This window comes from Candidatus Planktophila sp. (genome assembly GCF_044232745.1).
Taxonomy (GTDB): Bacteria; Actinomycetota; Actinomycetes; order Nanopelagicales; family Nanopelagicaceae; genus Planktophila.
In genome coordinates, this window is sequence record NZ_JBIILI010000003.1 from 1 (window position 1) to 25,870 (window position 25,870).

Here is a 25,870-nt window from a genome sequence, read left to right on the forward strand (position 1 = left end):
CAGAGTTTGCACCAGTTGTCTTTGATCCAAATGTCCGCTCATCTGTTGTTAGTGATCGCGATACATATCGCGCAGCGGTTGAAAAATGGGTTGGTATTTCTAGTGTTATTAAACTTTCAGATGATGATATTTCCTGGCTTTATCCAGCTGAATCAATGGATGAAGTTGCACAGCGCTGGATCGTGGGCGGTGCTTCACTAGTTGTTGTTACTCGTGGTGCTAACGGAATCATTGGTTATACCGAACATGGCTTCGAAGAAGTTGAAAGCGCAAAGGTTATTGTGGTTGACACAGTTGGTGCGGGTGACACAGTTGGTGCGATTTTGGTCGAAGGAATTATCAATCACTCTGTTTCAGGGTTACAAGGACAGGTACTAAACGCTGTGCTGCATCGCGCAGCAATTGCAGCAGGAATTACCGTTTCACGTGCTGGCGCTCAGCCTCCACGACTGCACGAATTAGTAGAAGCGTTGGATGCATAATGCAATTTATTGATGATGCCGAATTTCAGCTGGCAATTGATGATGACAATGGTGCGCGTATAACATCGCTTAAATGGCGGGAAAATGAATTTGCTGTTCCCTTTCGCGGACAGGTTCATACCTCAGGGTGGTATTCGATGGCTCCGTGGGCTGGCCGCATCAAAGAAGGCTTAATTACCAATAGCGCAGGCCAACAAATTCAACTGCCCGCAACAATTGATCCACCACATGCAATTCATGGTTTTGGAATTATCTCTTCATGGCAAGAAATTGGGCCTGGTCGCTCATTGCTACATCTGCCATCTCCATATGGAAACGCAACAGTGGAACAAAAAATTGAAGTCTTAGATGATGCAATTCGTTGGTCGCTTGAATACGACGACAATGGCTGCGATCTTCCTGCCTGGCTTGGCTTTCATCCTTGGTTTGCACGTGATCTAGAACGTGGTGGTAGCGCCGAAATTGAATTTGAAGCAACTGAGATGTTGATTCGTGGCAGCGATGGAATTCCAACTGGACAGCGCAGTGCACCAACACCACCGCCATGGGACGACGCATTTACCGGCATCAAAGGTACGCCGGCAGTTGTTTGGGAAGATGTTGCACGCATTTCAATTGAATGTGATGCACCGTGGTGGGTTGTTTATTCTGAAGATTCTGATGGAGTTTGTCTGGAGCCACAAACCGCACCACCTGATGCGCAGAACTTAGGAATCACTGGTGAGAATTACATCGAAGCTTTGTTTGTTTTTGAATCACTGGAATAGACCATTTAACTAAAGAGTAGGATTTAGAGATGATTAATCGCGATCGTTTAGCCCAATTACGAACAATAGAAGATGAACGCTTTCTGGCATTACATCCAAAATCTGGCGAGCTCTTTAAAAAGGGTCAAGCAAATATGCCTGGTGGAGTTCCGATGTCATGGATGGCTAAGTGGCCGGGTCAGTACCCAATCTTTATTGATCAAGCAAAGGGTGCGCGCTTTACCGATGTTGATGGCAATACCTACATAGATTTTTGTTTGGGCGATACCGGATCTATGACAGGGCATTCACCTGATGCAACGGTTGCTGCAATTCGCGAGCAAGCAGGCAAGGGAATTACGGCGATGTTGCCTACGGCGGATGCGTCAATTGTTTCTGCTGAACTGTCACGTCGCTTTGGTTTGCCGCTATGGCAGTTCACTGTGTCGGCAACTGATGCTAACCGCCACGTTATTCGCTACAGCCGCATGATTACGGGGCGCTCAAAAATTGTCGTGATCGATCGTTGCTATCACGGATCAGTAGATGAAACCTTTGCAACCCTGGATCAGGCTGGAAATACAGTAGCCCGTGAAGGAAATATCGGTGCTCCTGTGGCACTTGATCAGACCACACGCGTAGTTGAATTCAACGATATTGCAGGTATGGAAAAAGCTTTGGCGCACGGTGATGTTGCCGCGATCTTGATGGAACCAGCCATGACAAATGTCGGCATCGTATTGCCACAAGCGGGTTATCTAGAAGCGGTTGCACAGTTAGCAAAGAAGTACGGCACCATTTTGATTATTGATGAGACCCACACAATCTCAGTTGGTCCTGGTGGAATGACTGCAGACCTTGGATTGAAACCAGATTTCTTAACTATCGGCAAAGCAATTGGTGGCGGAATTCCAACTGGAACATTTGGAATGACTCAGGCGATTGCAGATTCAATCAAGAAGATGGTTGAACTAGAAATTATTGACACTGGTGGAATCGGCGGAACGTTGGCGGGTAATGCGCTGTCATTGGCTGCAATGCGTGCAACCTTGACGCAGGTACTGACTCAAGAAAACTTTGATCACATGATCGATCTTGGTACCCGTTGGTCAGATGGCGTAGATGCTGCGATTGCCGAATTTGATTTACCCTGGAGCTGTAATCGTTTAGGTGCACGCGGTGAATACATTTTTGGCAAGGTTGCACCGGTCACTGGCGCAGATGCCAACAATGCCGGCGACTTTGAATTAGAGCAGTACATACATTTGCGTATGCTCAATGATGGCTTTTTGATTACGCCATTTCACAACATGGCGTTGATGTGTCCAGATACAACTGCCGAAGATGTGGATGCTCATACAACTGCTTTTCGCACAATGTGCGCTGAATTAGTCCAGAATTAACCAAATTCGCTAGTACTTTTTCGGGCAACTTAGTTACTCTCTGGGAATGCGTAAAGCCCTATCCGCGTTGGCGGTACTTGTCCTAGTTGCTTCACCATTACAAGCATCTGCTGCTGTTGCAAAAGCAGGTGGCGTTTGCACAAAGGCAGCGGCCACTTCAACTGTTAAGGGCATCAAATACACCTGTGTAAAGAGTGGCAAAAAGTTAGTGTGGAACAAGGGCGTAAAGGTGGTTGCTGCTGCAAAGCCAACACCTACAGCCACCCCCACGCCAACTCCTACGCCTGCAAAAACCTTTAACTCTTTATGGGAAAAATACAATTTAATAAAGCCAACCAGTGCTGAAGCAGTTGCAACTGCAGCGACCAAAGCCTTTAACACATATACAGATGTAGTGCGTTCACCAAATCAAGTGGTGATTGTAAAAACACAAGAAGGCGTTGATCCATTCTGGAACAACTTGCTGACTTCTGGAATGGGACTTGTTGCAAAGTCCTTTGCATATCCAAGTTTTAACGAACCTGTTTATGCGGTTGCCGGCTTAGATGCCGACTGGATGGTTAATACATTTGTTTCGCTGGGTTTTTCTAAAAATGTCGCCGAAGACAGAGGCCGTAGAGGCTTTGATGATGTTGTCGCAAATGCTGGCGGAAACACTGCGATTTGGAATATCGCAAACATTAATAAGAAGAATTTGTTGACTACCGATAAAGTCGGAATGTATCAAACGGCAGGACATGAATTTTTCCACCCAATCCAACAAAAACTTCTCGGAGCCGGAAATCTATTTCCTCCTGATGGATCAGGTGGTCCGCAGTGGTTTAATGAAGGAACCGCCGAATTTATAGGAATCCAAACAGTTAATAAATTAGGGCTGCTTAGCTATGAAAAAGAGGGCAGACCATATCTAGTTCGAAACGTGCTTTCTGATCCATCAACTAAGAGCGGAAAACTGGAAGATGCAAAATACAATTTAGGAAGACGAACCGATGTTTTCCCTTACAACATAGGAACTCTTGGCGCTGAATTCTTAGTTGCAAATGTTGGCATTCAGAAGATGGTTGATGTCTTCAGCCAAATGGGCACCGGAAAATCTTTTCCTATTGCCTTTAAAGATGCGACCGGTATTGAACTAGTGGAATTCTATTCGATGTTTGAAGAATCCCGGGCAATACTGGGCTTTCCTTTAAGTTAGTTAAAACCTAACGAGCCGTATAGCTTCAAGCCTTTTTCATTGTCAGCATCTACATACAAGATCGCATGCTTTAACCCTTTGTCTGCAAGGTAATTGATCGCCTCAACTGACAAGGCACGTGCAATTCCTCGGCCCGCGTGATCGGGGTGGGTGCCAACAACGTATAGCTCTCCCACTGGATCCTGATTGATTAAGTCTTGATGAATCTTGGTCCACACAAATCCTTCAATGACACCGTTTTCTGTCGCCAAAAAGAAGCCGCTGGCATCAAACCAGTGCTCGGCCATGCGGTTGTCGAGATCTTGCATAGCCCAATTACCTTGATCTGCGTGGTGAGCAAAGATGTAATTGTTCAGTTCTAGCCACTGTTGCTTGTGAAGAGCGGGTTCGAAAGTTTCAATTGTGTAATCGTGATCTGCTTGCGGCAGAGAATCTGCATTTAGATCGCGGTGCAGCTTAAGTGTGTGACGCATTGTTAGACATCAACGGTAAAGCGGTAACCAACATTTCGAACTGTACCGATGATCGATTCAAATTCAGGACCAAGCTTGGAACGAAGTCGACGGATGTGAACATCAACGGTGCGAGTTCCACCGAAGTAGTCGTATCCCCAAATTTCTTGTAGCAGTTGCGCACGTGTGAAAACGCGGCCTGGGTGTTGTGCCAGGTGTTTCAGTAATTCAAACTCCTTGAATGTTAGATCTAAAACTTCTCCACGTAATCTGGCGGTGTAGGTGGTTTCATCAATGCTGACTTCACCACTTCTAATTTCTGTGCCATGTGGATTTGCCGCAACCATTTCAATTGCATGCTTGCCAAGTGCGATACGAATTCGCGTATCAACTTCTGCCGGCCCTGCTGTATCAAGGATGACATCATCGATTCCCCAATCAGCGTTCATGGCTGTCAATCCACCTTCAGTTGTGATTGCAATAATTGGGCAACCAACACCTGTTGAATGAAGAAGTTTTGTTAAAGATTTAGTTGCCGGTAGATCGCGTCGTGCATCAATTAACAGGACATCGACTTCTGGAGCATCAACAAGGACGCTAGCTTCGGCAGGCAAGATGCGAACTTGATGCTGCAGCAAACCAAGTGCTGGAAGCACTTCTGCGCTGGCACCAAGAGTGTTCGTAAGTAGAAGAACTCTCGCCATTGGTACAGACTACCCCTGTGAAATCTTTGCTTCCAATCGCAATTGTGCTGGTCTTGGCTACTGGCTACGGGCTTTGGTATCAGCGTTCTCGCGGCAAGGTTGTCGTTAAATCAGACAAAGGTCTGATCACGCACAGCATGATTGGGGCGGCTTTAGGGTCGCGTGCGACCTTGGTGCAATTTTCATCAGCCTTTTGCAGTCCCTGCCGGGCCACCAGAATGTTGCTGGAAGATGTCACCGAGGACATGGGTGATGTTGTTTATGTCGAAATTGATGCCGAGACCAATCTAGAACTTGTACGTACCTTGGACATTCGCAGCACCCCGACCACATTGTTTCTAGACCGAACTGGTCACGAAGTTGGCCGAGCTATGGGCGCACCTAAACGAGACCAGGTTTTGAGCGCAATTTCTGCCATTCGTTAATGCGAATTAGTTGCAACTCGCAATAGTCCTGCAACTTCTTTACTCTTAGCGCATGTTGTTAGCAGCTACTAAGCGCCGTGTAATTGATTACGGCCGTATGTCTGCATCTTTGTGTATTGCTTAATTGTTTCTTCATTTAACAATTAACGCTGATTGACCAAACACACAACGACAAGGAAATTAAAATGACACAAACTTTGAATTTGAGTAAGAACACGACAATTATCGATGCACGCGGACCGCGTTTTGGCGCAGTTATTACAACCTTAGTTTTAGCAACTGCGCTTGCGACAAATAATGTGTGGGTAATTGGTGCCCAAGCAATTGTTTTTGCAATCGGTGCAATTAAAGGTCCACAATTCACACCGTATGCATTCATCTACAAGACTTTGGTAAAGCCTCGTCTTAAGGGTGAAACACCAGCTGAAGATGTGCGTCCACCACAATTTGCTCAATCCGTTGGATTGCTCTTTGCACTAACTGCAATTGTTGGATTAACCACTGGCATCGGTGTGCTCTTTACAGTGGCAGTTGCTTTTGCGCTTGCTGCAGCCTTCTTGAATGCAGCCTTTAACTTCTGCCTTGGGTGCGAGATCTACCTTCTCCTACTTCGCGCTCGAAGCAAGTAAGGGTAGGCTTTCTACATGGCTGCAAAACACGAGCTCCATGAAAAAGGATTGCGCTTAACACCACAGCGCGAACTTGTTCTGTCTGCTGTGCGCTCTCTTGGGCATGCAACACCTGAAGAAGTTGCAGAAAAGGTTCGTCAAACACATCCTGGAATCAACCTTTCAACTGTGTATCGAAACCTGGAAACCCTTGAAAACGTTGGTCTTGTGCAGCACACCCACTTGGGTCATGGCGGTGCTACCTATCACGCGGCTGAAGAGTTAACACATTTACACCTTGTGTGTGGCACCTGCGGTTCCGTTGGTGATGCACCAATCGATGTAGCAGCAAACTTTGTAAATGCATTGGCCGATGATTACGGCTTTAAAACAGATGTCACACACTTTGCGGTGTACGGCACCTGCGCTGCATGCGTTAAGCCCTAGTTTAATTTTTTGCGGGTACCCTTCAGCTATGAGCGCCGTTCTGGTTGAAGCAGGTCCTGATAAAGGCGCTGTGTGGCATTTTGGCGAACCAGTTAAAGAACAACGCGCACTAGAAGCCGGAACAGCGTGGGCGGATTTATCTCACCACAATATTGTTGCTGTTAGCGGCCAAGATCGCTTGAAGTGGTTACATGATTTAACAACACAGTTCGTAAGCGATTTGCAACCTGGTGTGTGGATGCCAAACTTGATCTTGGATGCAAAGGGTCATGTCGAATATCAATTCAACCTAGTCGATGATGGAACAACCACCTTCCTTGTTCTAGATCCTGGATATTCAGAGCAATTAATCGAGTATTTAACAAAGATGAAGTTCATGTTGCGCGTTGATGTGCGTGATGCAAGTAGCGAGTACGCAGTCTTGCGCGCACCTGGCAAACCAACTGAGATCGGTGGACCATTTGCTTTGGTTCCTCGCGGCGAAGTTGAAGAAATGAAAAAAACATTTGGTGGTGTTGCTACGCAGGCAGGCACCTGGGCATTAGATGCTGAAAGAGTTGCAGCACACCGTCCACGCATTGGTTTTGAAACAGATCACAAATCTATTCCAAACGAACTTGGTGTTTTAAATGGCGCTGTCCATATGAAAAAGGGCTGCTACCGCGGGCAAGAAACCGTGGCAAAGATTTATAACTTGGGCAATCCACCTCGCAGATTAGTGTTGCTACACCTTGATGGCAGCGATGTTGGATTTCCAGCCGTTGGCACAAAGATTGAAAATGATGGAGTTGTTGTTGGATTCATCGGCACAGTCGCCCGTCACCACGAATTAGGAACAATCGCATTGGCAATCGTGAAAAGAAATACGCCAATTGATGCAACGCTTAGCGTTGATGGCGTTCCTGCGGCACAACAGGTAATTGTTTAACCGCTATTCTTAAGCCATGGAGCTGTTCACCTCAATAATCCTTGGCCTTGTTGCCATCGTATTGGGTGTGGTGCTCATTGTTTATGCATTTAAAGGTCGCCAATCTCAAGCGCGACGAAGCACTAACTGGAGGCAACGTCCCTAATGGTTTTTACAATCCCTGAAGGTTTGCATCCAGATTTAAATCCATTGGCGTGGATGGTTGGTACCTGGCGCGGTAAGGGCCGTGGTGAATACCCAACTATCCCGGGTTTTGAATTCGCATCAGAGGTTGTCTTTAACCACGATGGTCGCAACTTCCTTAATTACTTTTCACGTTCCTGGATTATTGATGCTGAAGGCGAGATCGTTCGACCAGCAGCATCAGAAGTTGGCTTTTGGCGCGTTAAGCCAAACAACGTTCTTGAAGTTTTGATTTCACACAGCACCGGTATCACCGAAGGTTGGGTTGGAACATTTGATGGCCCGAAGATTCAACTAGTGATGGATCAAGGATATTCAGCACCTTCAGCCAAGATTGTTACTGCAGGAGTTCGCTTGTATGGCCTAGTTGCCGGCGAACTGTTTTATGCATACGACATGGCTGCTGAAGGTCAAGAGCTACAAGCACACGTATGGTCGTCACTAGAACGCCAATCAGAATAAATGTCTGAAAAACTAACATTGGGCGAAGTTTTAGCTGAGGTCACACGTAGCAATATTGTTGAATCTGTTCATTCAGGTCATATGGTTTTGCTTAATGCAGACGGTTCGATCCTTTTTCAAAAAGGTGATCCAACTTTAGATATTTACTCTCGATCTTCACTTAAATCAATTCAGGCATCTGCCATGGTGCGTGCTGGATTAGATATCGAACCACGATTGTTAGCACTTGTGTGTGCTTCGCATGCCGGTACGCCCATGCATCAGCAGGGAGCGCAAGCCATTTTGGCAAAAGTCGGTCTCGATGAACATTCGCTGCAATGCGTTTTAGACCGTCCGCTGGATGAAGAACTTCGTCGTACAGCTGAACCAACTCGGCTTGCCATGAACTGCAGCGGAAAGCACGCAGGAATGCTTGCCACTTGCGTTATTAATGGCTGGCCAACCGATACATATTTAGATCCAACACATCCATTACAACTTGCAATAAAGGCTGAAGTAGAACAAATGAGTGGCGAAAACATTGCAGGCATAAGTGTTGATGGATGTGGTGCTCCGCTATTTCTGTTTTCATTACTAGGTCTTGCCCGCGCTATTCGCAACTTAACAATCAGCACAGATCAAGTGCATCAAGAAGTAGCACAGGCATGTCGTGATTTCCCTGAAATGGTTTCTGGTCCCGGTCGTCTTGCAACACGCATGATGCACAATATCGATGGGCTATTTATGAAAGATGGAGCAGAAGCGGTCAACGTTGCATCACTCGCGGATGGCCGTACCTTGGCAATAAAAATCAGCGATGGCAATGCACGTGCAATGCCTGCAATAACAGCGGCAGCTTTAGCGAAATTTGGTATCGATGCACACGAAGTCCCCGTTAATACATTGGGTGCAGGCCTGCCAGTAGGCACCATTCGCGCAACGCTCTAGAGGCGCGTACCCTTACATACATGAGCGGGCGTATTGCAGTATTAATGGTGCATACATCACCCCTGGAACAACCAGGTATTGGTGATGCTGGCGGCATGAATATTTATGTTGTCGAATCTGCTCAACGCATGGCAGCTATGGGAGTTTCAGTAGACATCTTTACTCGCCGAACACATCCAAGTGAAACTGACATCGTGGAAATTTCTGCAGGTGTTCGGGTGCGTTACTTTGAATGTGGACACGGATCGTTAACGAAAGAACAGTTACCAGCTCATATTGCAGGTTTATCTAAAGAGTTTTTGCGCATCATTAAAGATGAAAATTACGATGCTATTCATTCCCATTATTGGATTTCGGGAAAAGTTGCGATGCCTGCGGCAAAAGAGCTCGGGATCCCGCTGGTTCACACTATGCACACAATGGCCCGCGTAAAGAACTTGAACTTAGCCGAAGGTGAATCACCAGAGCCAATGATCCGCGTGCAAGGTGAAACACAGGTTGTTGCAGCAGCAAATGCGTTAGTGGCAAATACTGATGCCGAAGCTGCCAGTCTTGTGTCTCTTTACGATGCTTGCCCAGACATTGTGCATGTTGTCAGCCCAGGTGTGGATCTGTACACATTCACGCCAGGCCAAGGTCGCAGTGCGGCACGTGAAATTGTTGGACTCCCACATGATTCATTAATTGTTTCATTTGTTGGACGAATCCAGCCACATAAAGGTCCAGAAGTTTTAATCCGTGCAACTAGCGAATTAGTAAAGCATTCACCACTATTGCGTCATAAATTAATCGTCAACATTATTGGTGGAGCATCTGGTGCAAATACCGAAGAAGTTGATCGTTTGAAAGAGCTGGCAACTTGGCTTGGTATCGATGATGTTGTTCGCTTTGCACCCCCTGCTCCTCGTGCAGAGTTAGTGCATTGGTATCGCGCAGCAGATTTAGTTGTTGTTCCTAGCTACAGCGAAAGTTTTGGTTTAGTCGCACTAGAAGCTCAAGCATGCGGAACACCAGTTGTCGCAACAGCTGTTGGTGGACTTCGCACTGCAGTTGCCGATGGTATTTCAGGTGTTCTTGTGGACGGACATGATCCAAAAGCTTGGTCCTCTGTCATTTCACGCTTGCTGCAAGAACCACAGCGCCGTGTGCTGTTATCAATGGGTGCTATAGAACATGCTTCTCACTTTGGTTGGGATGCAACCGCTCGCGGAACTTTAGATATTTACGATCAGGTAATTACTCAAACCCGCAAATCGCTGGAAGCGTAAATGGCTGCGATCGACCCCCGCATCACAATTGAAGAGTTTCTAGCTTCTCATGATCTGGAATACGAACGTAAAGATGACAATACCTTTTTAGTTTCACTCCCTGGTGAAAAGAAGTTACAGACACACTGCGCGCTAATAGTTGGCGACCATTCCTTAAGCATTAACGCTTTTGTTATCCGCAAACCAGATGACAACGAAGCTGGTGTTCATGCCTATTGCATGTTGAAAAACGCTGGCATGTATGGCATTGCATTTGCTACCAACGAACTTGGTGATATCTTCTTAGTTGGCCGGTTGCCTTTGTTTGCCGTCACAGATCGCGAGCTAGATCGATTGGTTGGATCTGTTTTACAGTACAGCGACAGTTCATTTAACCCACTTCTTGAACTGGGATTTGCTAATGCAATCCGTCGTGAATGGGCCTGGCGGGTTTCACGCGGAGAGTCCTTGGCCAATTTAGATGCCTTCAAGCATTTGGTTTAGACTGCAGCCATGACTAACTTCGAACTTGTACTTCTGCGCCATGGCGAATCTGAATGGAATGCCAAGAACCTTTTCACTGGATGGGTTGATGTTCGACTTTCAGATAAAGGTGAAGCAGAGGCCCGTCGCGGAGGTGCGATGTTGGCAGAGCGGGGATTGCTGCCTGATGTACTTCACACATCAATGTTGCGCCGTGCAATTCATACATCTCAGTTAGCACTCGATGCATGTGATCGACATTGGATTCCTGTGCAGCGGTCATGGCGGTTAAACGAGCGTCATTACGGCGCGCTGCAAGGCAAGGACAAAGCACAAACTTTGGCGCAGTACGGTGAAGAACAGTTCCAGTTGTGGCGCCGCAGCTTTGATGTGCCACCTCCACCAATCGATGACAACGATGAATTCAGCCAGGCTAATGATGCGCGTTATGCCGATATCCAAGCACCAAAGACTGAATGTTTGAAAGATGTTATTACTCGCATGCTTCCTTATTGGGATTCAGCAATTGTTCCTGATCTAAAGGCAGGCAAGCGAGTTCTTGTAACAGCACACGGTAATTCGCTCCGTGCATTGGTAAAGCACCTTGATGGAATTAGCGACGAGGATATTGCTGGATTAAACATTCCTACCGGTATTCCGCTGTATTACACATTGGATGAAAACTTTAAGCCAGTTGTTAAGGGCGGGGAGTATTTAGATCCAGCGGCTGCTAAGGATGCAATTGCAGCTGTTGCCAATCAGGGAAAGAAGTAAGGTTTAAGGAGTTACGCCAGAGTAATCATCGCGAGTATCGCGAACGATTGCATCTAGTGTTATTGCTCCAGCCTTGGCAAAGAACAAACCAACCTTCACGTTTGATCCAGCCACTCCACCAAATCCAGCCAAAACAGCCTTTGCGTTTGCTCTGTCACCTTCAAAAATAATTGGTGTGTTTTTTGGCAAAGCATTGTTGCCTGTGTAAGTAAGAGTAGTGCCATTAATTGCGATACCTAATAGTGCATCTTCAGCATCGCCATTATTAACAATAGTTCCTACCAAAACCGCGTTTCCACCATCTGCTGCAACTACAAGAAGGTTAACAATCTTGATGTTATTTCCATCTTTGATGATTGAACCTTCTACGCCATCTGTTACTTGCTTTACCTGGCGAGTCGAGGCGTTGTTACCTGCACCGCATCCAGTAAGTGAGACGGCTAATGCTGTAATAGCTAATACTGAAATAGTGCGACGCATAAGCGCAATTGTCTCACACCGAATAAGCAGTATTTAACGCTACTTTTACCGGGTTTTATGATCTTAAGATTGCTGGTAGAATTGACCCTCTAGCGAAGGGCATCACATGACATTTAAGGTCGGCGAAACCGTTGTTTATCCTCACCACGGGGCAGCATTAATCGAAGCTATTGAAACTCGTGTGATCAAGGGTGAAGAAAAGACCTACCTAGTGTTAAAAGTTGCTCAAGGCGATTTAACCGTCCGCGTTCCTGCAGACAACGTGGATTTAGTCGGAGTTCGTGATGTTGTTGATTCAGCAGGCCTAGATCGCGTGTTTAGCGTATTGCGCCAGCCATATACAGAAGAGCCAACAAACTGGTCACGCCGTTACAAGGCAAATCTAGAGAAGCTTGCTTCAGGTGATGTTATTAAGGTTGCCGAAGTTGTTCGTGATCTTTACCGTCGCGATTTAGATCGTGGACTATCAGCTGGTGAAAAGCGCATGCTCGCCAAGGCGAAGCAGATCCTGGTATCAGAGCTTGCTCTTGCAGAGCGCACTGATGAAGAAAAGGCTGCAGTAATCCTTGACGAGGTCTTAGCTTCCTAATTGATGAGCACACCTTCTCTGAAGGTTGTTGTGGCGATTACATCGCCAATTGCTTTCCATGAATTAAAGAATCAAAGCATCTTACAAACCTGTTGTGATACTGCAGGTACATTTGTTACCCGTTATGGTTTAGGTGCCCGCTTAGCTATTGCAGGAACCAAAGAATCTCTTGGACAGGTTTTAGATCTTGATTGCGAAAAGATTCAATGCGATCCAAACAATGCTCAAGAGTTTGCACAATCTCTGCGCAATTCCATACCTGCTGATTTAATAATGATTCATGATTCACAAAGAGCGCTAACCACAGCCGCCCAGTTTGATCGAGTTGTGCAGGCCCTAGCGCCAGGTATCGATGCGGTACGACCAGTTTCGGCCTTTACCGAGACCCTCAAATCAATTGGCACTGATAAGCACATTGAGGGCACTATTGATCGAAATTCAATGAAGAAAATCTCTACACCCGAGCTCATTCGTTACGGTGCAATCGACTTTGAGGGCACATCATCAACCTGGTTTGTTCCGATTAAAGTTGATGCGCAAATAGCCACAGTTGAAGCTGACTCAGAAAGTGCTCGAATTAACTCAGAAAAAGAGATTAATTTAATGAAGCATTTATTGGATAGGAACTAACAGCTCTGCAGTAGCTAAGTCCTGAGGGTACGTGATTTTAAAGTTAAAAACATCTCCAGCAACAGCAAGTATTTTTACATCTGGAAAAAACTCTTCCATGCAGGCGGCTGTATCTGTACCTACAAATCCTTTTTCAATTGACTTTTCGTATGCTGCTAAAAGGGGTTGCGCTCTAAAGCCTTGTGGAGTTTGAACACGTGCAACAGTTTCTATCCGCTCGGTATCCATCTCTCGAGGATCAAGAGCAATAGTTGGGATTGCCCCACCATGTTGCGCCGCACCAGCTGCAATTGCAGAGAACAGTTCTGGTGTCGCTAATGGCCTTGCACCGTCATGGATTAAAACAATGTCAATTTCTCCAGCAAGTATCGCTGGCTTCAAATACTGCAAAGCATTGAATTCGCTCTCGTGGCGGCTGGCACCACCATAAACAATTTCGATGTTTGTTGGCATTTCATCGGCTACTAACGCTTTTCGGGCAAACTCTTCATCATCTGGATTAATCACCAAAATTATGCGTGCACCTTCAAAGCTTGCAGCTGCATTTGTAAGTGATCTAGAAATAATGTGACGCCCATTCAAGGGCAACCACACCTTGTTTATGTCATGGCCAAAACGCGTTCCAGAACCCGCAGCCAAAACTATTGATGCAACTGTGGGCCGTAAACTCATATTTACTTCTGATCTGGTGCGTAGGTAAGGCCTAGTTCATCTTGCTTTTTGCGCAGCTGCACAATAAATGAATCCTGGTCTAATTCAACATGGTCATAGGTCAGCAGTTCGCCAACTCCAATTGGCTTAATGATTTTTGCCCCAGCGATTAATCCAATGGGTACCAAGTTGTCGCGCTTCGCATCAACTGCGTTATCGGCATAGCCACGCACTGTGTATCCACCGATTCCATCAATAACATCGCCTATTTCAAGGTTTTTCTTTGTCATTGTTACTACTTCAGCGTTTAGATGTGGTGCATACAATGATGATTCTCGGTCCAAGATTGCGCGATACACAGTGATCGGCGCTTCAATCGATGCTAAATGAAATGGACGATACAAAGCAAAGTAAGGACCTGGTCCCATGGCAAGATAACTCATCTCATGTGCAATGTAAGGATCGTTGTGTCGAACAATCACAAAGACTCCGGGCGCAACATCGCCTGTGCAGTAATCAACAACACCTGGTCGATCTAAAACGCCACCATCAGCAGCTAAAGCAAAAGTATCCTGCAGGGTTTTAACAGATGATGCAGGTCCATACATCCCACGCTTGGAAAGTTGTAATCCAGTCGTATTGGCAAGTGCGACCATTTCGGTCATTGTTTTTGATCCATCAGTAAAAGAGCACAACATCTTTGGATTCATCTTCTTTTTGACGGCAATTTCCCGAACCGTATCCGGAGTACTCAATGGCTCAAAGGGATTGTTCTTGCCCTTACCTGCACAGATAATTTCAAAGTTTAAATCACGAGCGTAATCAACTAAGACTTTAGCTTCAATTGGCTCGTCACCATGGCAAACTGCATAGATGACTCCATTGTCAGTTGCAACCTTGTGCAGCAAAGGTCCAATGGTTACATCCATTTCAACATTAAGTACCGCTACATCTTTTTTTGCCAGCAGAGATGTGTAGGTAATCTGCGCTCCAATATCTGGGACTCCAGTACCTTCAACTACTAAATCAACTGGAAGCTCCGAAACCAAAAGAGCGTTGGTGCTTCCGGTGTGCTTGCCCTCTAAAATTGCTTTCGACAAAACATCTTTATCGTCACTGAAAACAACATCTGTAATACCTAAATCTGCATACACAACTTTGACGCGCTCTAGATCTGAATCAACAACTATGGATAACGAAATTCCCTCTTTACGGCCTAATTGATTTCCAAAGCCGCGACCCATCTGGCCAGCACCCACCAGCGCAATACGGGTATCGCGACCCGTTGTGAGTGCATGATCTCGAAGTCGAGATGTATAGGTCACTAGTAACTCTTTTCCATGAATACAGCCTGTATGCGTATTAAACACCACCACAGAAGCCGATACGCTTAGACAATGAACATCTCCAAACTTCGTACCGGTGTCGGAGTTGATGCCCACAAATTTGGGGACAACGGTCCATGTTCACTTGCAGGGCTGCAATGGCCCGAAACTCCGCGCTTACTTGGACATTCAGATGGTGATGCAGCAGCACATGCTTTGTGCGATGCAGTTCTATCTGCTTGCCAGCTAGGTGATGTTGGGACTTTTTTTGGAGTCGATAAGCCCGAAATGGCTGGCGCATCTGGAATTGCAATGATTTCAACACTTCGCGATTTTGTGACTGCTCAAGGTTTTGTCATTAACAACGTCTCTTTGCAGATTGTTGGAAATCAACCAAAGATTACTGCCCGTCGTGATGAGGCACAAAAAGTATTGAGCGATGCACTAGGTGCGCCAGTTTCTGTTGCTGCCACAACATCAGATGAAATGGGCTTCACCGGTCGTGGTGAAGGAATTTACGTAATCGCTAATGCATTGGTCTTGGCACCATGAGTTTGAATTTGTATGACACTGCAACCCGTGAAGTTAGTGAATTCAAACCATTAGTTGCAGGGAAAGTTTCAATGTATGTTTGCGGCGCAACAGTTCAAGCTGCACCTCATATTGGCCATGTTCGAAGCGGAGTTAACTTTGACATTTTGCGTCGTTGGCTAACCAAGAGCGGTTATGACGTAACCTTTATCAGAAATGTCACCGATATCGATGACAAGATTTTACAAAAGGCAGTTATTGAAAAGATGCCGTGGTGGGCACTTGCCATGAAGTACGAGCGAATCTTCACAGATGCATACGCATCATTGAATGTATTACCACCAACATACGAGCCTCGCGCAACTGGCCACATCACCCAAATGATTGAGTTAATGGATCAGCTCATTGAAAATGGCGCAGCATATGCACCAGGCAACGGAGATGTGTACCTAGAAGTTCGTAAATTGAAGAGTTACCTAACTTTGTCTCGTCAAAACCTCAATGATTTACAACCGGCATCAGATGCCGATGAAACCTATAAAAAAGATGTGCGTGATTTTGCACTATGGAAAGCGGCAAAACCTGGAGAACCATCATGGCCTACGCCGTGGGGACCAGGTCGTCCTGGTTGGCACCTCGAATGTTCAGCAATGGCACATGCCTATCTTGGTGAAACTTTTGATATTCATGGAGGGGGATTAGATCTTGTCTTCCCTCATCATGAAAATGAAATTGCGCAATCAGAGGCAGCTGGATATGGGTTTGCACAACGTTGGTTACACAATGCATGGGTTACGCAATCTGGTGAAAAAATGTCAAAGTCACTTGGCAACACTTTGCAGGTTCATGAAATATTAAAAGATGTTCGTGGAATCGAATTACGGTGGTATTTGGGTAGCGCGCATTACCGATCAATGCTGGAATATTCACCAGAGGCTTTGCAAGAAGCAGCCGTCAATTTTAAGCGCATCGAAAACTTCTTAAATCGCGCAACCGAACTTGTTGGGGCTAAACCAACACCACGCATTAGCGCAGAATTTACCGCCGCCATGAATGATGATTTAGCGGTACCGGCAGCTTTAGCAACCATCAGCGAAAACCTGCGTTTAGGCAATCAAGCAATTACAGATGATGACATCTCTACGATCTCTAAAAATGCTGATGAAATTCGTGGAGCGCTAGAAATACTGGGTTGTGACCCATTTGATGCAGCATTTGCGTTATCTGGTGGCACAGACCTATCCGAAGCACTAGATGGCGTCATCACATTAGCTCTTGCGGAGCGTACATCTGCGCGTGAGCGCAAGGATTTTGCTGCTTCAGATGCCATCCGTGATGGGCTTGCTGCTTTAGGAATTACAATTGAGGACACTGCTCAAGGGCCTCGCTGGTCTATTAATTAATTACTGAAACGAGATCTGATCATGGCTGGCAATTCATCCCGTAAAGGCGCTATTCGCCAATCAAAAAAGGGACCATCTGCCGGTACTGGTGGAAATAACAAGCGTCGTCTTGAAGGAAAGGGTCCTACTCCGAAGGCTGAAGATCGTCCGTATCACGCAGCTGCAAAGCGAAAGAAAGCTGCAGAGAAAAAAGAAACACGATCTCCTCGTATCCCTAAAGGTGATCGTCCACGTGGTGAAATTGTTGCAGGACGTAACGCGGTACTCGAAGCACTTCGCGAAAATGTTCCATCTACAGAATTATTAGTTGCCCGCAGTATCGATGTTGACGATCGCGTCGCCGAAAGTTTAAAGCTAGCTCTGCACCATGGTTTGCCTATTCGCGAAGCACACCGTGCCGAAGTAGAAGGCATTTCACCAAATAGCCAAGGAATCATCCTTGCGATTAAACCTTTCCAGTATTCAAGCTTTGAAGAAATTATGGAACGTGCAAAGTACCCATCATTAATTGTTGCTCTAGATGGCGTCACAGATCCACGTAACCTTGGTGCAATCATTCGTTCCGCTGCAGCATTTGGCGCAGCAGGTGTGATCATGACAGAACGTCGCGCAGCAACAATGACAGCATCTGCTTGGAAAGCATCATCTGGCGCAGCAGCTCGCTTGCCTATTGCACAAATTACAAATCTTGCACGAACAATAGATGCAGCCAAGAAAGCTGGAATGTTCGTTGTTGGCCTCGATGGGGAATCTGATGACACAATCAGCAATATGAAGGTTGCAACTGAGCCTTTAATGATCATTGTTGGCTCTGAGGGCAAGGGTCTTGCACGATTGACTAAAGAAAAGTGCGACCTTGTTGTGTCGATTCCGATTAGCACCACAACTGAATCTCTTAATGCAAGCGTTGCAACCTCAATCGCACTGTTCCATGTAGATCAGCAGCGTCGTGCACAGTAGGTAAAAAGCCGTGAAATACAACCGTTTTATAGCCATTGGTGATTCATTCACCGAAGGCATGTGTGATGAGAAAAAGTACGGGCAATACCGTGGCTGGGCTGATCGCGTTGCCGATGTTATGGCTGCGAATCAAAACGGTTTTCAGTACGCCAACCTTTCAATCCGTGGCAAGTTGCTAAAGCAGGTTATTGATGAGCAAATTGAACCTGCGATCGCACAAGTAATTGATAAGACAACACTAGTTTCTTTCCACGCTGGCGCGAACGATGTTATTCGTCCCAAGTACAACCCCAACATCACTTTGCCCATGTATGCCGAAGCGGTTCGCAAAGTTGCAGCCTCTGGTGCCACAGTGATGTTGTTTACGGTTCTTGAAGACAGCGGCAGTACGGGACGCCTTGCGGAATCATGGCAATCTCGTTTCAAAGATTTTAATAACAATGTTCGCGCGATGGCAGATGAGGTTGGGGCAATTCTTTGCGATGCAAACGATGAAGAGGCGTTCAAAGACCCACGCTTCCTAGCTTTTGATCGATTGCATTTAAACCCAATGGGTCATGATCGAGTTGCACAAGCTGTCTTGGAAACAATCGAACTTCCATTTGATCCTTCATGGCGTCGTCCGCTAGCGCCACAAGAGCCAGTACCGCAATTTGTTAAATCTGCAATAACGATTGCCTGGTTTGCAACCTTTGCGCTTCCTTGGATGTGGCGACGTGCGCGTGGTAAATCATCTGGTGATGGGCGCACATGCAAGTATCCAATCGCAATCAATTGGCCACTAGCTCACTTAGATTAGAACTAGTGAATTAAAGCTGCGTAACGGTCCATTCCCAGGTGTGAACCCCAGTTTTAATGATGTATTTATCCAAAGTATCTGGACCGCAGGATGCAGTACCAACACCACGATGAGCAGCATCAATATGCACAACGGTGTTTCCGCATGCTTTTACTTCTACATCGTGGGTGGCATCGGCTAATTCTGCATCCCTGTTAGGCGTTACAGATACCTGAGCGGGCTTGGACATTTCAAAGCGCAGTCCGTTACCTGCAGCATTTGTCACCTCAAACCAACGTACAGCCGCATGTCCACCATTTTCTTGAGGGCGTACATAAGGAATATATTGTGCAGCTACTGTCGAAACATAACGCGCGATACGCCCAAGCTTGCGATCAGGGTATGACTCATGCGAACCAGTACCGAAGTACACAAGGCCACTTAAGGAGCCATCTATTTCAAAAAGTGTTCCAACGCGGGCAAGATCAGCAAATGCTTTTGGAATAGTCACTGATTCTTTAACAGTAAATCCTCCAACAACAGGTGTAATCAACTGTGTGTGTTTGAATGAAACGCCAGTGCTTGTTTGCAAGGTGTTAGCAATCTTGATCGAAGTTGAAGATTGCGTCACAACACAATCAGTACGCGAGATCTCACGTACACCGTAACTCTCCCACTTCGTTGCGATATGTCCAATACGATCATTATCTGTAGGTGCTCGCCAGAGTGAAACTGATGGCGCAACGATTCCGTACGGCATAACGATTTGGCCACGGTCATCAACAACATCACCAATTTCATCAGCCTTCTGAACAGGTGCTAACGCTGTCGATGGCAATGCAATTTGACTCCAGGCGATTTCTGACATTGGAAAGGCCCAAGGGGTACTTGCTAGACAAACAAGTGTGAAAGTAACAAAACGTTCACCACGAGATGATCCCTTCGCAAGATCTGTCGAAGATATTTTGAAATTTACCGTCTTGCGGGGAGCAACTGTAGGAAGTTTTACAACTCCACCATCTTGAATAACTCCATCGCAAGTGATTGACCACTGAAGTTGGTATTGACTCAGGTCTGCAAAGAAGTTCTTATTAAAGATCTTAAATTGACCAGTGGAAGCATTTGTGGCAGTGATGACGATAGGTGCGGCAATAGCCTTAAATTCATGCATTGCTGGCTTAGCTGTACGGTCTGGAAAGACCATTCCGTCGCAGCAGAAATTACCGTCGTGCTTGGTCTCGCCGTAATCTCCACCGTATGCGTTGCGCTTTGAACCATCGGGCATTGTTTGAACAGGACCGTGATCCCACATCTCCCAAATGAATCCACCTTGCAAGCCACGTGTTGATTCAATTACTTCCCAATACTCTGCCAATGTTCCATTGCTGTTGCCCATGGCATGCGAGTATTCACACATGATCAGTGGTCGATCAGCTTTTGGAGATTTTGCGTACTCTTTGATTGCATTAATCGTTGGATACATCGGTGCAATCACATCTGTTAGTGAGTGACTTCCCATCCAGTTGCCGCGGATTCCACCTTCGTAATGCAAAGGACGTGATGGATCAAAACTACGTGCATATGCGGCAGCTGCTTCATGGTTAGTACCTGCACCTGATTCGTTGCCTAGTGACCACATAACAACAGATGGATGATGGATGTCGCGCTGAACCATGCGACCAACACGATCTACAAACGCGCTCAGATATTTGGTGTCATTACAGATAGATGAAATAAAAGCATGTGATTCGATATTTGCTTCACCAATTACATAAAAACCAAGCTCGTCACACAAATCCAAAAATGCTGCATCATTGGGATAGTGCGATGTGCGGACAGCATTGAAGTTCCAACGCTTAAGTTCCAGCAAATCTTGTCGCATGTCATCATAAGTTAACGCACGCCCTGTGAACCGATTAAAGTCATGGCGATTGATGCCATAGAAAATAATTGGTTGGCCATTTACCAAGAAATCTTGTCCTTTTATAACAATTGACCTGAAGCCAATGCGCTGCTGAGAAACTTCAATCACTGTTCCTTGGGGATCGATAAGTTCAATACTGAGTGTATAAAGATTGGGGATCTCTGCAGACCAAGGATTTACCTTTGGAATTCGGGTTTCTAGCAGCACCTTTCCGTGCGGCCACGGCTCATTTTCCATGATGGCTGCTTTTGCATCAGCCGGCAGTCTTCCATCCCAGAATTTTCCGTGGAAGTAGTCATCGCTGCGTTTTTTCAGGTTTGCATCTCGCTCTGTCCACTTTGGAGATGTGAAATTCTTTACCGTCTTTGAAAGATTGGCGCTCTTGACCTTAGGTAGCTCGCTAATAGATGCGCGAAGCGTATATCCGTCAGTTGAAAGATCATCAAGTGAACCCAGATCCGCTTCGATGCTTAGTGTCCCTGTCGAACCATCTTTTTCTAAACCAGCTACTGACTTAAATTTTTCGATAAAAACTTTATTGGTTGCGTATAGCTTGATTGATCGCGTGATTCCACCATGCCACCACTGATCTTGATCTTCAATAAAAGTTGCATCAGACCATTTTGTGACATCAATGCGTACAACATTGTTTCCATTACCAACAAATTGAGTCACATCAAATTCAGCGGCAAGGCGCGAATCTTTGGTAAGACCTACTTCTTGTCCATTGATATACACAAGTGCAACTGATTCATAGCCACCAACCTGCAAAACAATTCGCTTTCCAGACCAACTCTTTGGAAGATAAAAGTCACGTTCATAGACACCCGTTGGGTTTTCGACAGGTACATAAGGAGGCTGATGTTCAAAAGGCATTTGCGTATTTGTATAAATTGGTTTGTCAAAGAAAACTTCAGAAGGTTCCTGCATCGTCCATAAACCCGGTACCGGAATAGTTGCCCATCGCTTGCCAATTTTTTCAGTGGGGCTGTGTAACAATTGAAAGCGCCAGGTGCCATCCAAAGAGATCTGCTCAAAGTGTTCGATGTTAAGCATCGGCAACCGGTTTACAGATGTGGTCTCGGGGCTCATCCAATAGTTGTTAATCACGGACGGAAGTCTCTCAGGAATTGGGTGGAAGCACACCTTTGCTGAGCGTGAAATAAGGGGTTGGTTTGTCTGCAGGATGCCTACCGATTACCTGTTGTTCACCCATCCGCGAGAGAATTGGAGCATGAAAATCGAGCACCTGACCGACCGAGAGGTTAGTTGGCTCTCATTCGATCAAAGAGTCCTTGAATTGGCCGAAGATCCATCAGTTCCTCTTTTGGAAAGACTTCGCTTTTTGGCTATCGCATCCTCAAATTTGGATGAGTTTTTTATGGTGCGCGTAGCAACTTTAATGAGCAAGATCGAAAATGATGTAACCGCAGCAAATGTTGCAGGGCATAAGCCAAAAGAGCTCCTGGGTTTAATTAGCACAAAGGTGAATGAGTTAGTTTCGCGTCAATCTAAAACCTTACATGATGAGATTTTGCCCGAACTTAAAAAACACGGAATTGAATTTGTTAAATGGGACCAGCTCGATGAAACCGAAAGAACATATGTCTCAAAACTATTCCAGGACAGAATCTTCCCTGTTTTAACTCCATTAGCAGTTGATCCAACACATCCTTTTCCGTACATCTCAGGATTATCACTCAACCTTGCAGTAATGGTCAAAAACCCATCGACACACGAAGAATTTTTTGCACGTGTCAAGGTTCCAGAAATTCTGCCCCGCTTTATTTCAACAGCAAAGTCTGGGTCAACTCGTTTCTTACCACTAGAAGATTTGATTGCAATTCATCTACAAGAGTTATTTCCAGGAATGACGATAGAAGATCACTACACATTTCGAGTAACGCGCAATCAAGACATTGAGCTCGATGAGGACGAAGCTGAAGACCTACTGCTTTCTTTAGAGCAAGAACTATTGCGCCGCCGCTTTGGCCCACCAGTGCGTCTTGAAATTGAAGCAGGAGTTGATGAAGCTCTAGTTTCTAAACTTGGAGCAGAGCTTGGAATCGGTCCAGAAAATATTTTCCACGTAACTGCGCCGTTAAACCTGACATCGCTTCATAAAATTGCAGATTTAGATTTCTCAGAGCTAAAGTTTGAATCCTTTAGATCGCGCACTGCCAAAGCCTTATCCGAGGTGGACTCTGAAGATAGTGACATGTTTTTCTCCGCAATTCGCCAAGGCGAAATCCTGCTTCACCACCCCTATGAATCCTTTACTTCCTCCGTCGTGCACTTCTTAGAGAACGCTGCAATGGACCCACATGTATTGGCCATCAAGCAGACTTTGTATCGCACATCAGGTGATTCACCAATCATCGAAGCATTAATTGAAGCAGCAGAAGCTGGCAAGCAAGTTGTTGCTGTAGTTGAAATTCGAGCCCGATTTGATGAACAAAACAATGTGCGTTGGGCGCGAAAGCTAGAAGCTGCTGGAGTGCATGTGGTGTACGGATTAATGGGATTAAAGACTCATGCAAAGTTGTCACTTGTTGTGCGCGATGAACCACAAGGAATTCGTCGTTACTGTCACATCGGAACCGGTAACTACAACCCAAAGACTGCACGCATGTATGAGGATCTAGGAATACTCAGCGCAGATCTTGAATTAACAGAAGACTTAACTCGTCTATTCAATCAACTGTCTGGGTTTGCGCCACAGTCAACATATTCACGTTTGTTAGTTGCACCGCGCACATTGCGATCAGGATTGACTAAACGCATTGAACGCGAAATTGATCATGCAAAAAATGGAAGGCCTGCAGGAATTCAGTTCAAACTAAACTCGATTTTGGATGAAGGATTTGTTGCCAAGCTATATGAAGCATCACAAGCTGGCGTGAAGATTGAATTGTTGATTCGCGGAATTTGCGCAGTACAACCGGGCATCAAGGGTGTTTCAGAAAACATCGTAGTTAAATCTGTCTTGGGACGATTCCTTGAGCACTCACGTATTTATCACTTCATTAACGGCGGTGACGATGAGTATTGGATTGGCAGTGCAGATTTAATGGGTAGAAACCTTGATCGACGTGTTGAAAGCCTTGTTCTGGTACAAAGAAAGGAACATCAATTGCGCCTGCAAGGCTTACTTGATTTGGGTCTTTCTGAGGAATCTTCCTCGTGGCAGCTAGATAAAACAACATGGTCCCGCGCAACAAAAGATGGATTAGCAAATGTCCAGGCAACCCTCATTGATCATTACTCGAAGGATAGGTAAGTGGAAGGCCAAGTGATTCAGGCGGCTGGTGCGATTGTGTGGCGCCGGATTAATGACGAGCTTGTGCAAGTTGCTTTGATTCACAGACCTCGTTATGACGATTGGTCTTTCCCAAAAGGAAAAGTTGAAATTGGAGAATCTGAAATTGGATGTGCTTTCCGCGAGGTGCTGGAAGAAACAGGATATGAAACTGTCTTTGGTCCCGAACTATGCAAAGTTGAATACCCAGTAGGTGAACAAACAAAAACGGTTAGATATTGGTCTGCCCAGGCAATAGGTGAAGCTAAAGGCGTAATGGATGTACAAGAAGTAGACCAGCTCATTTGGGTAACTGTCGCTGACGCTTATGAAAAACTCTCACGTGAAGGTGACAAAGTTGTACTTAAGAACTTTGAAAAATTTGGAGTTGATACAACGCCGCTAGTTCTCTTGCGTCATGGAAAAGCTATTACGCGGGAAGAATGGGAAGGCGATGATGGTGATCGTCCACTTGCACAATTAGGTCAGCTTCAATCAATGAGAATGCTGACACGGTATCTGCCATTTGCAATTACCGAGATCCATACTTCAGATGCGGTTCGTTGTTACGAAACCGTGGCACCCATGGCCCGATCATTGTCACTAGACATGATTTATTGGACCGAGCTCAGTGAATATGCGTATGAAAAGGATAAGAAAGCCGCGATTAATGTTGTAAATGACATCATTGAAAGTGAAGCCCACGCAATTGTTTGTGGCCACAACCCAGTTATTCCTGGAATTGTTGCAAAGTTCATAGGTAAGAAGAACTTTAAAGAGTTAGATCACGGGTTGCTGCCAGGTGAAGCCTTTATTCTGCATCACCGCGATGGTGAAGTAATTGCAATTGACTGGATGCCAGCACCTGACGCTTAGTCGCTCAGCCAATCTAAACGACGCAAGAGGATGCCTTCACGCAGTGCCCACGGACAAATTTCAGCCTCATCAACATCCAACCTGTCCATAACAGCAAGAGCCACAATTCCACCGGCAACAATTTGTTGAGCACGGTTAGCTGAAACCCCAGGTAATTCGGCGCGAGATTTGTTGTTCATTTCGATGAGACGTGGCATGGCTGAGTTAAGTGACTTTCGCTCTATGAACTTTGGATCATCGCCGTACCATTGAGCACAAATACGTGCCAACGTTCTAAAGGTTTTACTAGTCGCAACAAAATGATCCGCATCGTGCGACTTCAATGCATTGGGCATTGAATCTCTCAGCACTTCTTCTGCGTACTTTTCCAAATTTTTTATTCCTTTAGAACTATAGGGATCACCGTTTAAGAATTCTCGAGTTAAGCGAGCCGCACCAAGCGGCAATGAAATAGTTGCTTCAGGATTTTCATCAATTCCACTTGCAATTTCTAATGACCCGCCGCCGATATCTAGAACCAGTAATTTTCCAGCAGACCAACCTAACCAACGACGCACAGCCAAAAAAGTCATCGAAGCCTCATCGTCACCGTTTAAGACTTGTAGATCTAGCTCATATTTTTTATTGATGTCGGCGATTATCTGCGCACCGTTGCTAGCTTCACGCAAGGCAGAGGTTGCAAAAGCCAAAATCTCATCAGTTTCATTGACTCGCGCATGGGCTACAGCTTCTGCAATCGCATCATTTAGAAGTTGTATTCCACCTGCCGAAATCGCTCCAGAAATATCCAAGAATTCAGTTAGGCGAAGTTCAACTTTGTAATTTGTTGTTGGTGTTGGTCGTGCTCCTGGATGGGCATCCATCACTTGCAGGTGGATGGTGTTTGAACCCACATCTAGAACGCCTAATCTCACGAGGACAACCTACCCTGAGCGCGCTCCATGGTTCCGATTTCAAGT

At 45.8% G+C, this 25,870-nt stretch carries 29 protein-coding genes; 22 read left to right on the forward strand and 7 right to left on the reverse strand.

Annotation, left to right across the window (positions count from 1 at the left end; all coding sequences use genetic code 11):
• The 4 genes from AC9UGD_RS02705 to AC9UGD_RS02720 all read left to right on the forward strand — a co-directional run.
• Nucleotides 1-482: PfkB family carbohydrate kinase (locus AC9UGD_RS02705; protein ID WP_509569198.1), on the forward strand; the 482-nt coding region annotated here is incomplete at its 5' end.
• Entirely contained in the window at nucleotides 482-1,249 is a 768-nt protein-coding gene (locus AC9UGD_RS02710) for an aldose epimerase family protein (protein ID WP_509569200.1), read from the forward strand. The genes AC9UGD_RS02705 and AC9UGD_RS02710, both read left to right, overlap by 1 nt.
• A 29-nt stretch (nucleotides 1,250-1,278) precedes the next feature.
• A complete protein-coding gene (locus AC9UGD_RS02715) occupies nucleotides 1,279-2,631 on the forward strand; it encodes a transaminase (RefSeq protein ID WP_509569203.1) in 1,353 nt (450 codons plus the stop codon).
• A 46-nt stretch (nucleotides 2,632-2,677) separates the two neighbouring features.
• Nucleotides 2,678-3,826 (forward strand): hypothetical protein, encoded by a 1,149-nt coding sequence (locus AC9UGD_RS02720; RefSeq protein ID WP_509569206.1) that lies wholly within the window; start codon nucleotides 2,678-2,680, stop codon nucleotides 3,824-3,826.
• On the opposite strand, the gene AC9UGD_RS02725 is transcribed toward AC9UGD_RS02720, so the two are convergent.
• Both AC9UGD_RS02725 and AC9UGD_RS02730 read right to left on the reverse strand, forming a co-directional pair.
• Complete coding sequence (locus AC9UGD_RS02725) at nucleotides 3,823-4,299, reverse strand: GNAT family N-acetyltransferase (protein ID WP_509569208.1); 477 nt, start codon at nucleotides 4,297-4,299, stop codon at nucleotides 3,823-3,825. The genes AC9UGD_RS02720 and AC9UGD_RS02725 overlap by 4 nt on opposite strands.
• Before the next feature lie 2 nt (nucleotides 4,300-4,301).
• Entirely contained in the window at nucleotides 4,302-4,982 is a 681-nt protein-coding gene (locus AC9UGD_RS02730) for a winged helix-turn-helix transcriptional regulator (protein WP_509569210.1), read from the reverse strand.
• A 17-nt stretch (nucleotides 4,983-4,999) separates the two neighbouring features.
• Here AC9UGD_RS02730 and AC9UGD_RS02735 point away from each other — a divergent pair, with 17 nt between their 5' ends.
• The 10 genes from AC9UGD_RS02735 to AC9UGD_RS02780 all read left to right on the forward strand — a co-directional run bounded on the left by AC9UGD_RS02735 (nucleotide 5,000) and on the right by AC9UGD_RS02780 (nucleotide 11,466).
• The gene (locus tag AC9UGD_RS02735; RefSeq protein ID WP_509569213.1) at nucleotides 5,000-5,407 is read left to right on the forward strand and encodes a thioredoxin family protein; all 408 of its coding nucleotides are present in this window, start codon (nucleotides 5,000-5,002) and stop codon (nucleotides 5,405-5,407) included.
• A 185-nt stretch (nucleotides 5,408-5,592) separates the two neighbouring features.
• Nucleotides 5,593-6,036, forward strand: coding sequence for a DUF4395 domain-containing protein (locus tag AC9UGD_RS02740; protein WP_509569216.1), 444 nt, complete (start codon nucleotides 5,593-5,595; stop codon nucleotides 6,034-6,036).
• A gap of 15 nt (nucleotides 6,037-6,051) precedes the next feature.
• A complete protein-coding gene (locus AC9UGD_RS02745) occupies nucleotides 6,052-6,462 on the forward strand; it encodes a Fur family transcriptional regulator (protein ID WP_509569219.1) in 411 nt (136 codons plus the stop codon).
• 28 nt (nucleotides 6,463-6,490) lie between these two features.
• Nucleotides 6,491-7,390: a CAF17-like 4Fe-4S cluster assembly/insertion protein YgfZ gene (ygfZ, locus tag AC9UGD_RS02750; RefSeq protein WP_509569222.1), complete on the forward strand. Its 900-nt coding sequence runs from the start codon at nucleotides 6,491-6,493 to the stop codon at nucleotides 7,388-7,390.
• A gap of 16 nt (nucleotides 7,391-7,406) precedes the next feature.
• The gene (locus tag AC9UGD_RS02755) at nucleotides 7,407-7,535 is read left to right on the forward strand and encodes a hypothetical protein (protein WP_509569225.1); all 129 of its coding nucleotides are present in this window, start codon (nucleotides 7,407-7,409) and stop codon (nucleotides 7,533-7,535) included.
• Nucleotides 7,535-8,035, forward strand: a complete 501-nt coding sequence (locus AC9UGD_RS02760) for a heme-binding beta-barrel domain-containing protein (RefSeq protein ID WP_509569228.1) — start codon at nucleotides 7,535-7,537, stop codon at nucleotides 8,033-8,035. Before AC9UGD_RS02755 ends, AC9UGD_RS02760 begins: the two co-directional genes overlap by 1 nt.
• Nucleotides 8,036-8,962 (forward strand): asparaginase, encoded by a 927-nt coding sequence (locus AC9UGD_RS02765; protein ID WP_509569230.1) that lies wholly within the window; start codon nucleotides 8,036-8,038, stop codon nucleotides 8,960-8,962.
• Nucleotides 8,963-8,982: 20 nt separating this feature from the next.
• The gene (gene mshA, locus AC9UGD_RS02770; RefSeq protein ID WP_509569233.1) at nucleotides 8,983-10,230 is read left to right on the forward strand and encodes a D-inositol-3-phosphate glycosyltransferase; all 1,248 of its coding nucleotides are present in this window, start codon (nucleotides 8,983-8,985) and stop codon (nucleotides 10,228-10,230) included.
• Nucleotides 10,231-10,713, forward strand: a complete 483-nt coding sequence (locus tag AC9UGD_RS02775) for a type III secretion system chaperone family protein (RefSeq protein WP_509569236.1) — start codon at nucleotides 10,231-10,233, stop codon at nucleotides 10,711-10,713.
• Nucleotides 10,714-10,722: 9 nt separating this feature from the next.
• Nucleotides 10,723-11,466 carry a phosphoglyceromutase gene (locus AC9UGD_RS02780; protein ID WP_509569238.1) on the forward strand — a complete coding sequence of 248 codons (744 nt, stop codon included), beginning with the start codon at nucleotides 10,723-10,725 and terminating at the stop codon, nucleotides 11,464-11,466.
• Nucleotides 11,467-11,469: 3 nt separating this feature from the next.
• Here AC9UGD_RS02780 and AC9UGD_RS02785 read toward each other — a convergent pair whose 3' ends face one another.
• A complete protein-coding gene (locus tag AC9UGD_RS02785) occupies nucleotides 11,470-11,946 on the reverse strand; it encodes a lipoprotein (RefSeq protein ID WP_509569241.1) in 477 nt (158 codons plus the stop codon).
• Between the two features lie 106 nt (nucleotides 11,947-12,052).
• Between AC9UGD_RS02785 and AC9UGD_RS02790 the strand changes: the two genes are divergently transcribed.
• Together AC9UGD_RS02790 and AC9UGD_RS02795 are read left to right on the forward strand one after the other, a co-directional pair.
• A complete protein-coding gene (locus AC9UGD_RS02790) occupies nucleotides 12,053-12,535 on the forward strand; it encodes a CarD family transcriptional regulator (protein ID WP_445821849.1) in 483 nt (160 codons plus the stop codon).
• A gap of 3 nt (nucleotides 12,536-12,538) precedes the next feature.
• Complete coding sequence (locus AC9UGD_RS02795; protein ID WP_509569244.1) at nucleotides 12,539-13,165, forward strand: 2-C-methyl-D-erythritol 4-phosphate cytidylyltransferase; 627 nt, start codon at nucleotides 12,539-12,541, stop codon at nucleotides 13,163-13,165.
• Here the strand turns inward: AC9UGD_RS02795 and AC9UGD_RS02800 are convergent.
• The gene (locus AC9UGD_RS02800) at nucleotides 13,148-13,837 is read right to left on the reverse strand and encodes an IspD/TarI family cytidylyltransferase (protein ID WP_509569247.1); all 690 of its coding nucleotides are present in this window, start codon (nucleotides 13,835-13,837) and stop codon (nucleotides 13,148-13,150) included. The two genes, AC9UGD_RS02795 and AC9UGD_RS02800, sit on opposite strands and share 18 nt — an antisense overlap.
• A 2-nt stretch (nucleotides 13,838-13,839) precedes the next feature.
• Nucleotides 13,840-15,141, reverse strand: a complete 1,302-nt coding sequence (locus AC9UGD_RS02805) for an NAD(P)H-dependent oxidoreductase (RefSeq protein ID WP_509569250.1) — start codon at nucleotides 15,139-15,141, stop codon at nucleotides 13,840-13,842.
• 72 nt (nucleotides 15,142-15,213) lie between these two features.
• Here AC9UGD_RS02805 and ispF point away from each other — a divergent pair, with 72 nt between their 5' ends.
• Genes ispF through AC9UGD_RS02825 form a run of 4 tightly spaced genes read left to right on the forward strand, consistent with a single transcriptional unit; the run spans nucleotide 15,214 to nucleotide 18,834 of the window.
• Nucleotides 15,214-15,693: a 2-C-methyl-D-erythritol 2,4-cyclodiphosphate synthase gene (gene ispF, locus AC9UGD_RS02810; RefSeq protein WP_509569253.1), complete on the forward strand. Its 480-nt coding sequence runs from the start codon at nucleotides 15,214-15,216 to the stop codon at nucleotides 15,691-15,693.
• Nucleotides 15,690-17,075: a cysteine--tRNA ligase gene (gene cysS, locus AC9UGD_RS02815; protein ID WP_509569256.1), complete on the forward strand. Its 1,386-nt coding sequence runs from the start codon at nucleotides 15,690-15,692 to the stop codon at nucleotides 17,073-17,075. Before ispF ends, cysS begins: the two co-directional genes overlap by 4 nt.
• 21 nt (nucleotides 17,076-17,096) lie before the next feature.
• Nucleotides 17,097-18,035 (forward strand): 23S rRNA (guanosine(2251)-2'-O)-methyltransferase RlmB, encoded by a 939-nt coding sequence (gene rlmB, locus AC9UGD_RS02820; protein ID WP_509569258.1) that lies wholly within the window; start codon nucleotides 17,097-17,099, stop codon nucleotides 18,033-18,035.
• Nucleotides 18,036-18,045: 10 nt separating this feature from the next.
• Nucleotides 18,046-18,834, forward strand: coding sequence for an SGNH/GDSL hydrolase family protein (locus AC9UGD_RS02825; protein ID WP_509569261.1), 789 nt, complete (start codon nucleotides 18,046-18,048; stop codon nucleotides 18,832-18,834).
• Nucleotides 18,835-18,844: 10 nt separating this feature from the next.
• Here the strand turns inward: AC9UGD_RS02825 and AC9UGD_RS02830 are convergent, their stop codons facing one another.
• Nucleotides 18,845-21,847 (reverse strand): glycoside hydrolase family 2 TIM barrel-domain containing protein, encoded by a 3,003-nt coding sequence (locus AC9UGD_RS02830; protein WP_509569264.1) that lies wholly within the window; start codon nucleotides 21,845-21,847, stop codon nucleotides 18,845-18,847.
• Between the two features lie 124 nt (nucleotides 21,848-21,971).
• On the opposite strand from AC9UGD_RS02830, the gene AC9UGD_RS02835 reads away from it, so the two are divergent.
• Together AC9UGD_RS02835 and AC9UGD_RS02840 are read left to right on the forward strand one after the other, a co-directional pair.
• Nucleotides 21,972-24,017, forward strand: a complete 2,046-nt coding sequence (locus AC9UGD_RS02835) for an RNA degradosome polyphosphate kinase (RefSeq protein ID WP_509569267.1) — start codon at nucleotides 21,972-21,974, stop codon at nucleotides 24,015-24,017.
• A complete protein-coding gene (locus AC9UGD_RS02840) occupies nucleotides 24,018-24,911 on the forward strand; it encodes an NUDIX hydrolase (RefSeq protein WP_509569270.1) in 894 nt (297 codons plus the stop codon).
• Here the strand turns inward: AC9UGD_RS02840 and AC9UGD_RS02845 are convergent.
• Complete coding sequence (locus AC9UGD_RS02845; protein WP_509569273.1) at nucleotides 24,908-25,825, reverse strand: Ppx/GppA family phosphatase; 918 nt, start codon at nucleotides 25,823-25,825, stop codon at nucleotides 24,908-24,910. The two genes, AC9UGD_RS02840 and AC9UGD_RS02845, sit on opposite strands and share 4 nt — an antisense overlap.
• Nucleotides 25,826-25,870 lie beyond the last annotated feature (45 nt).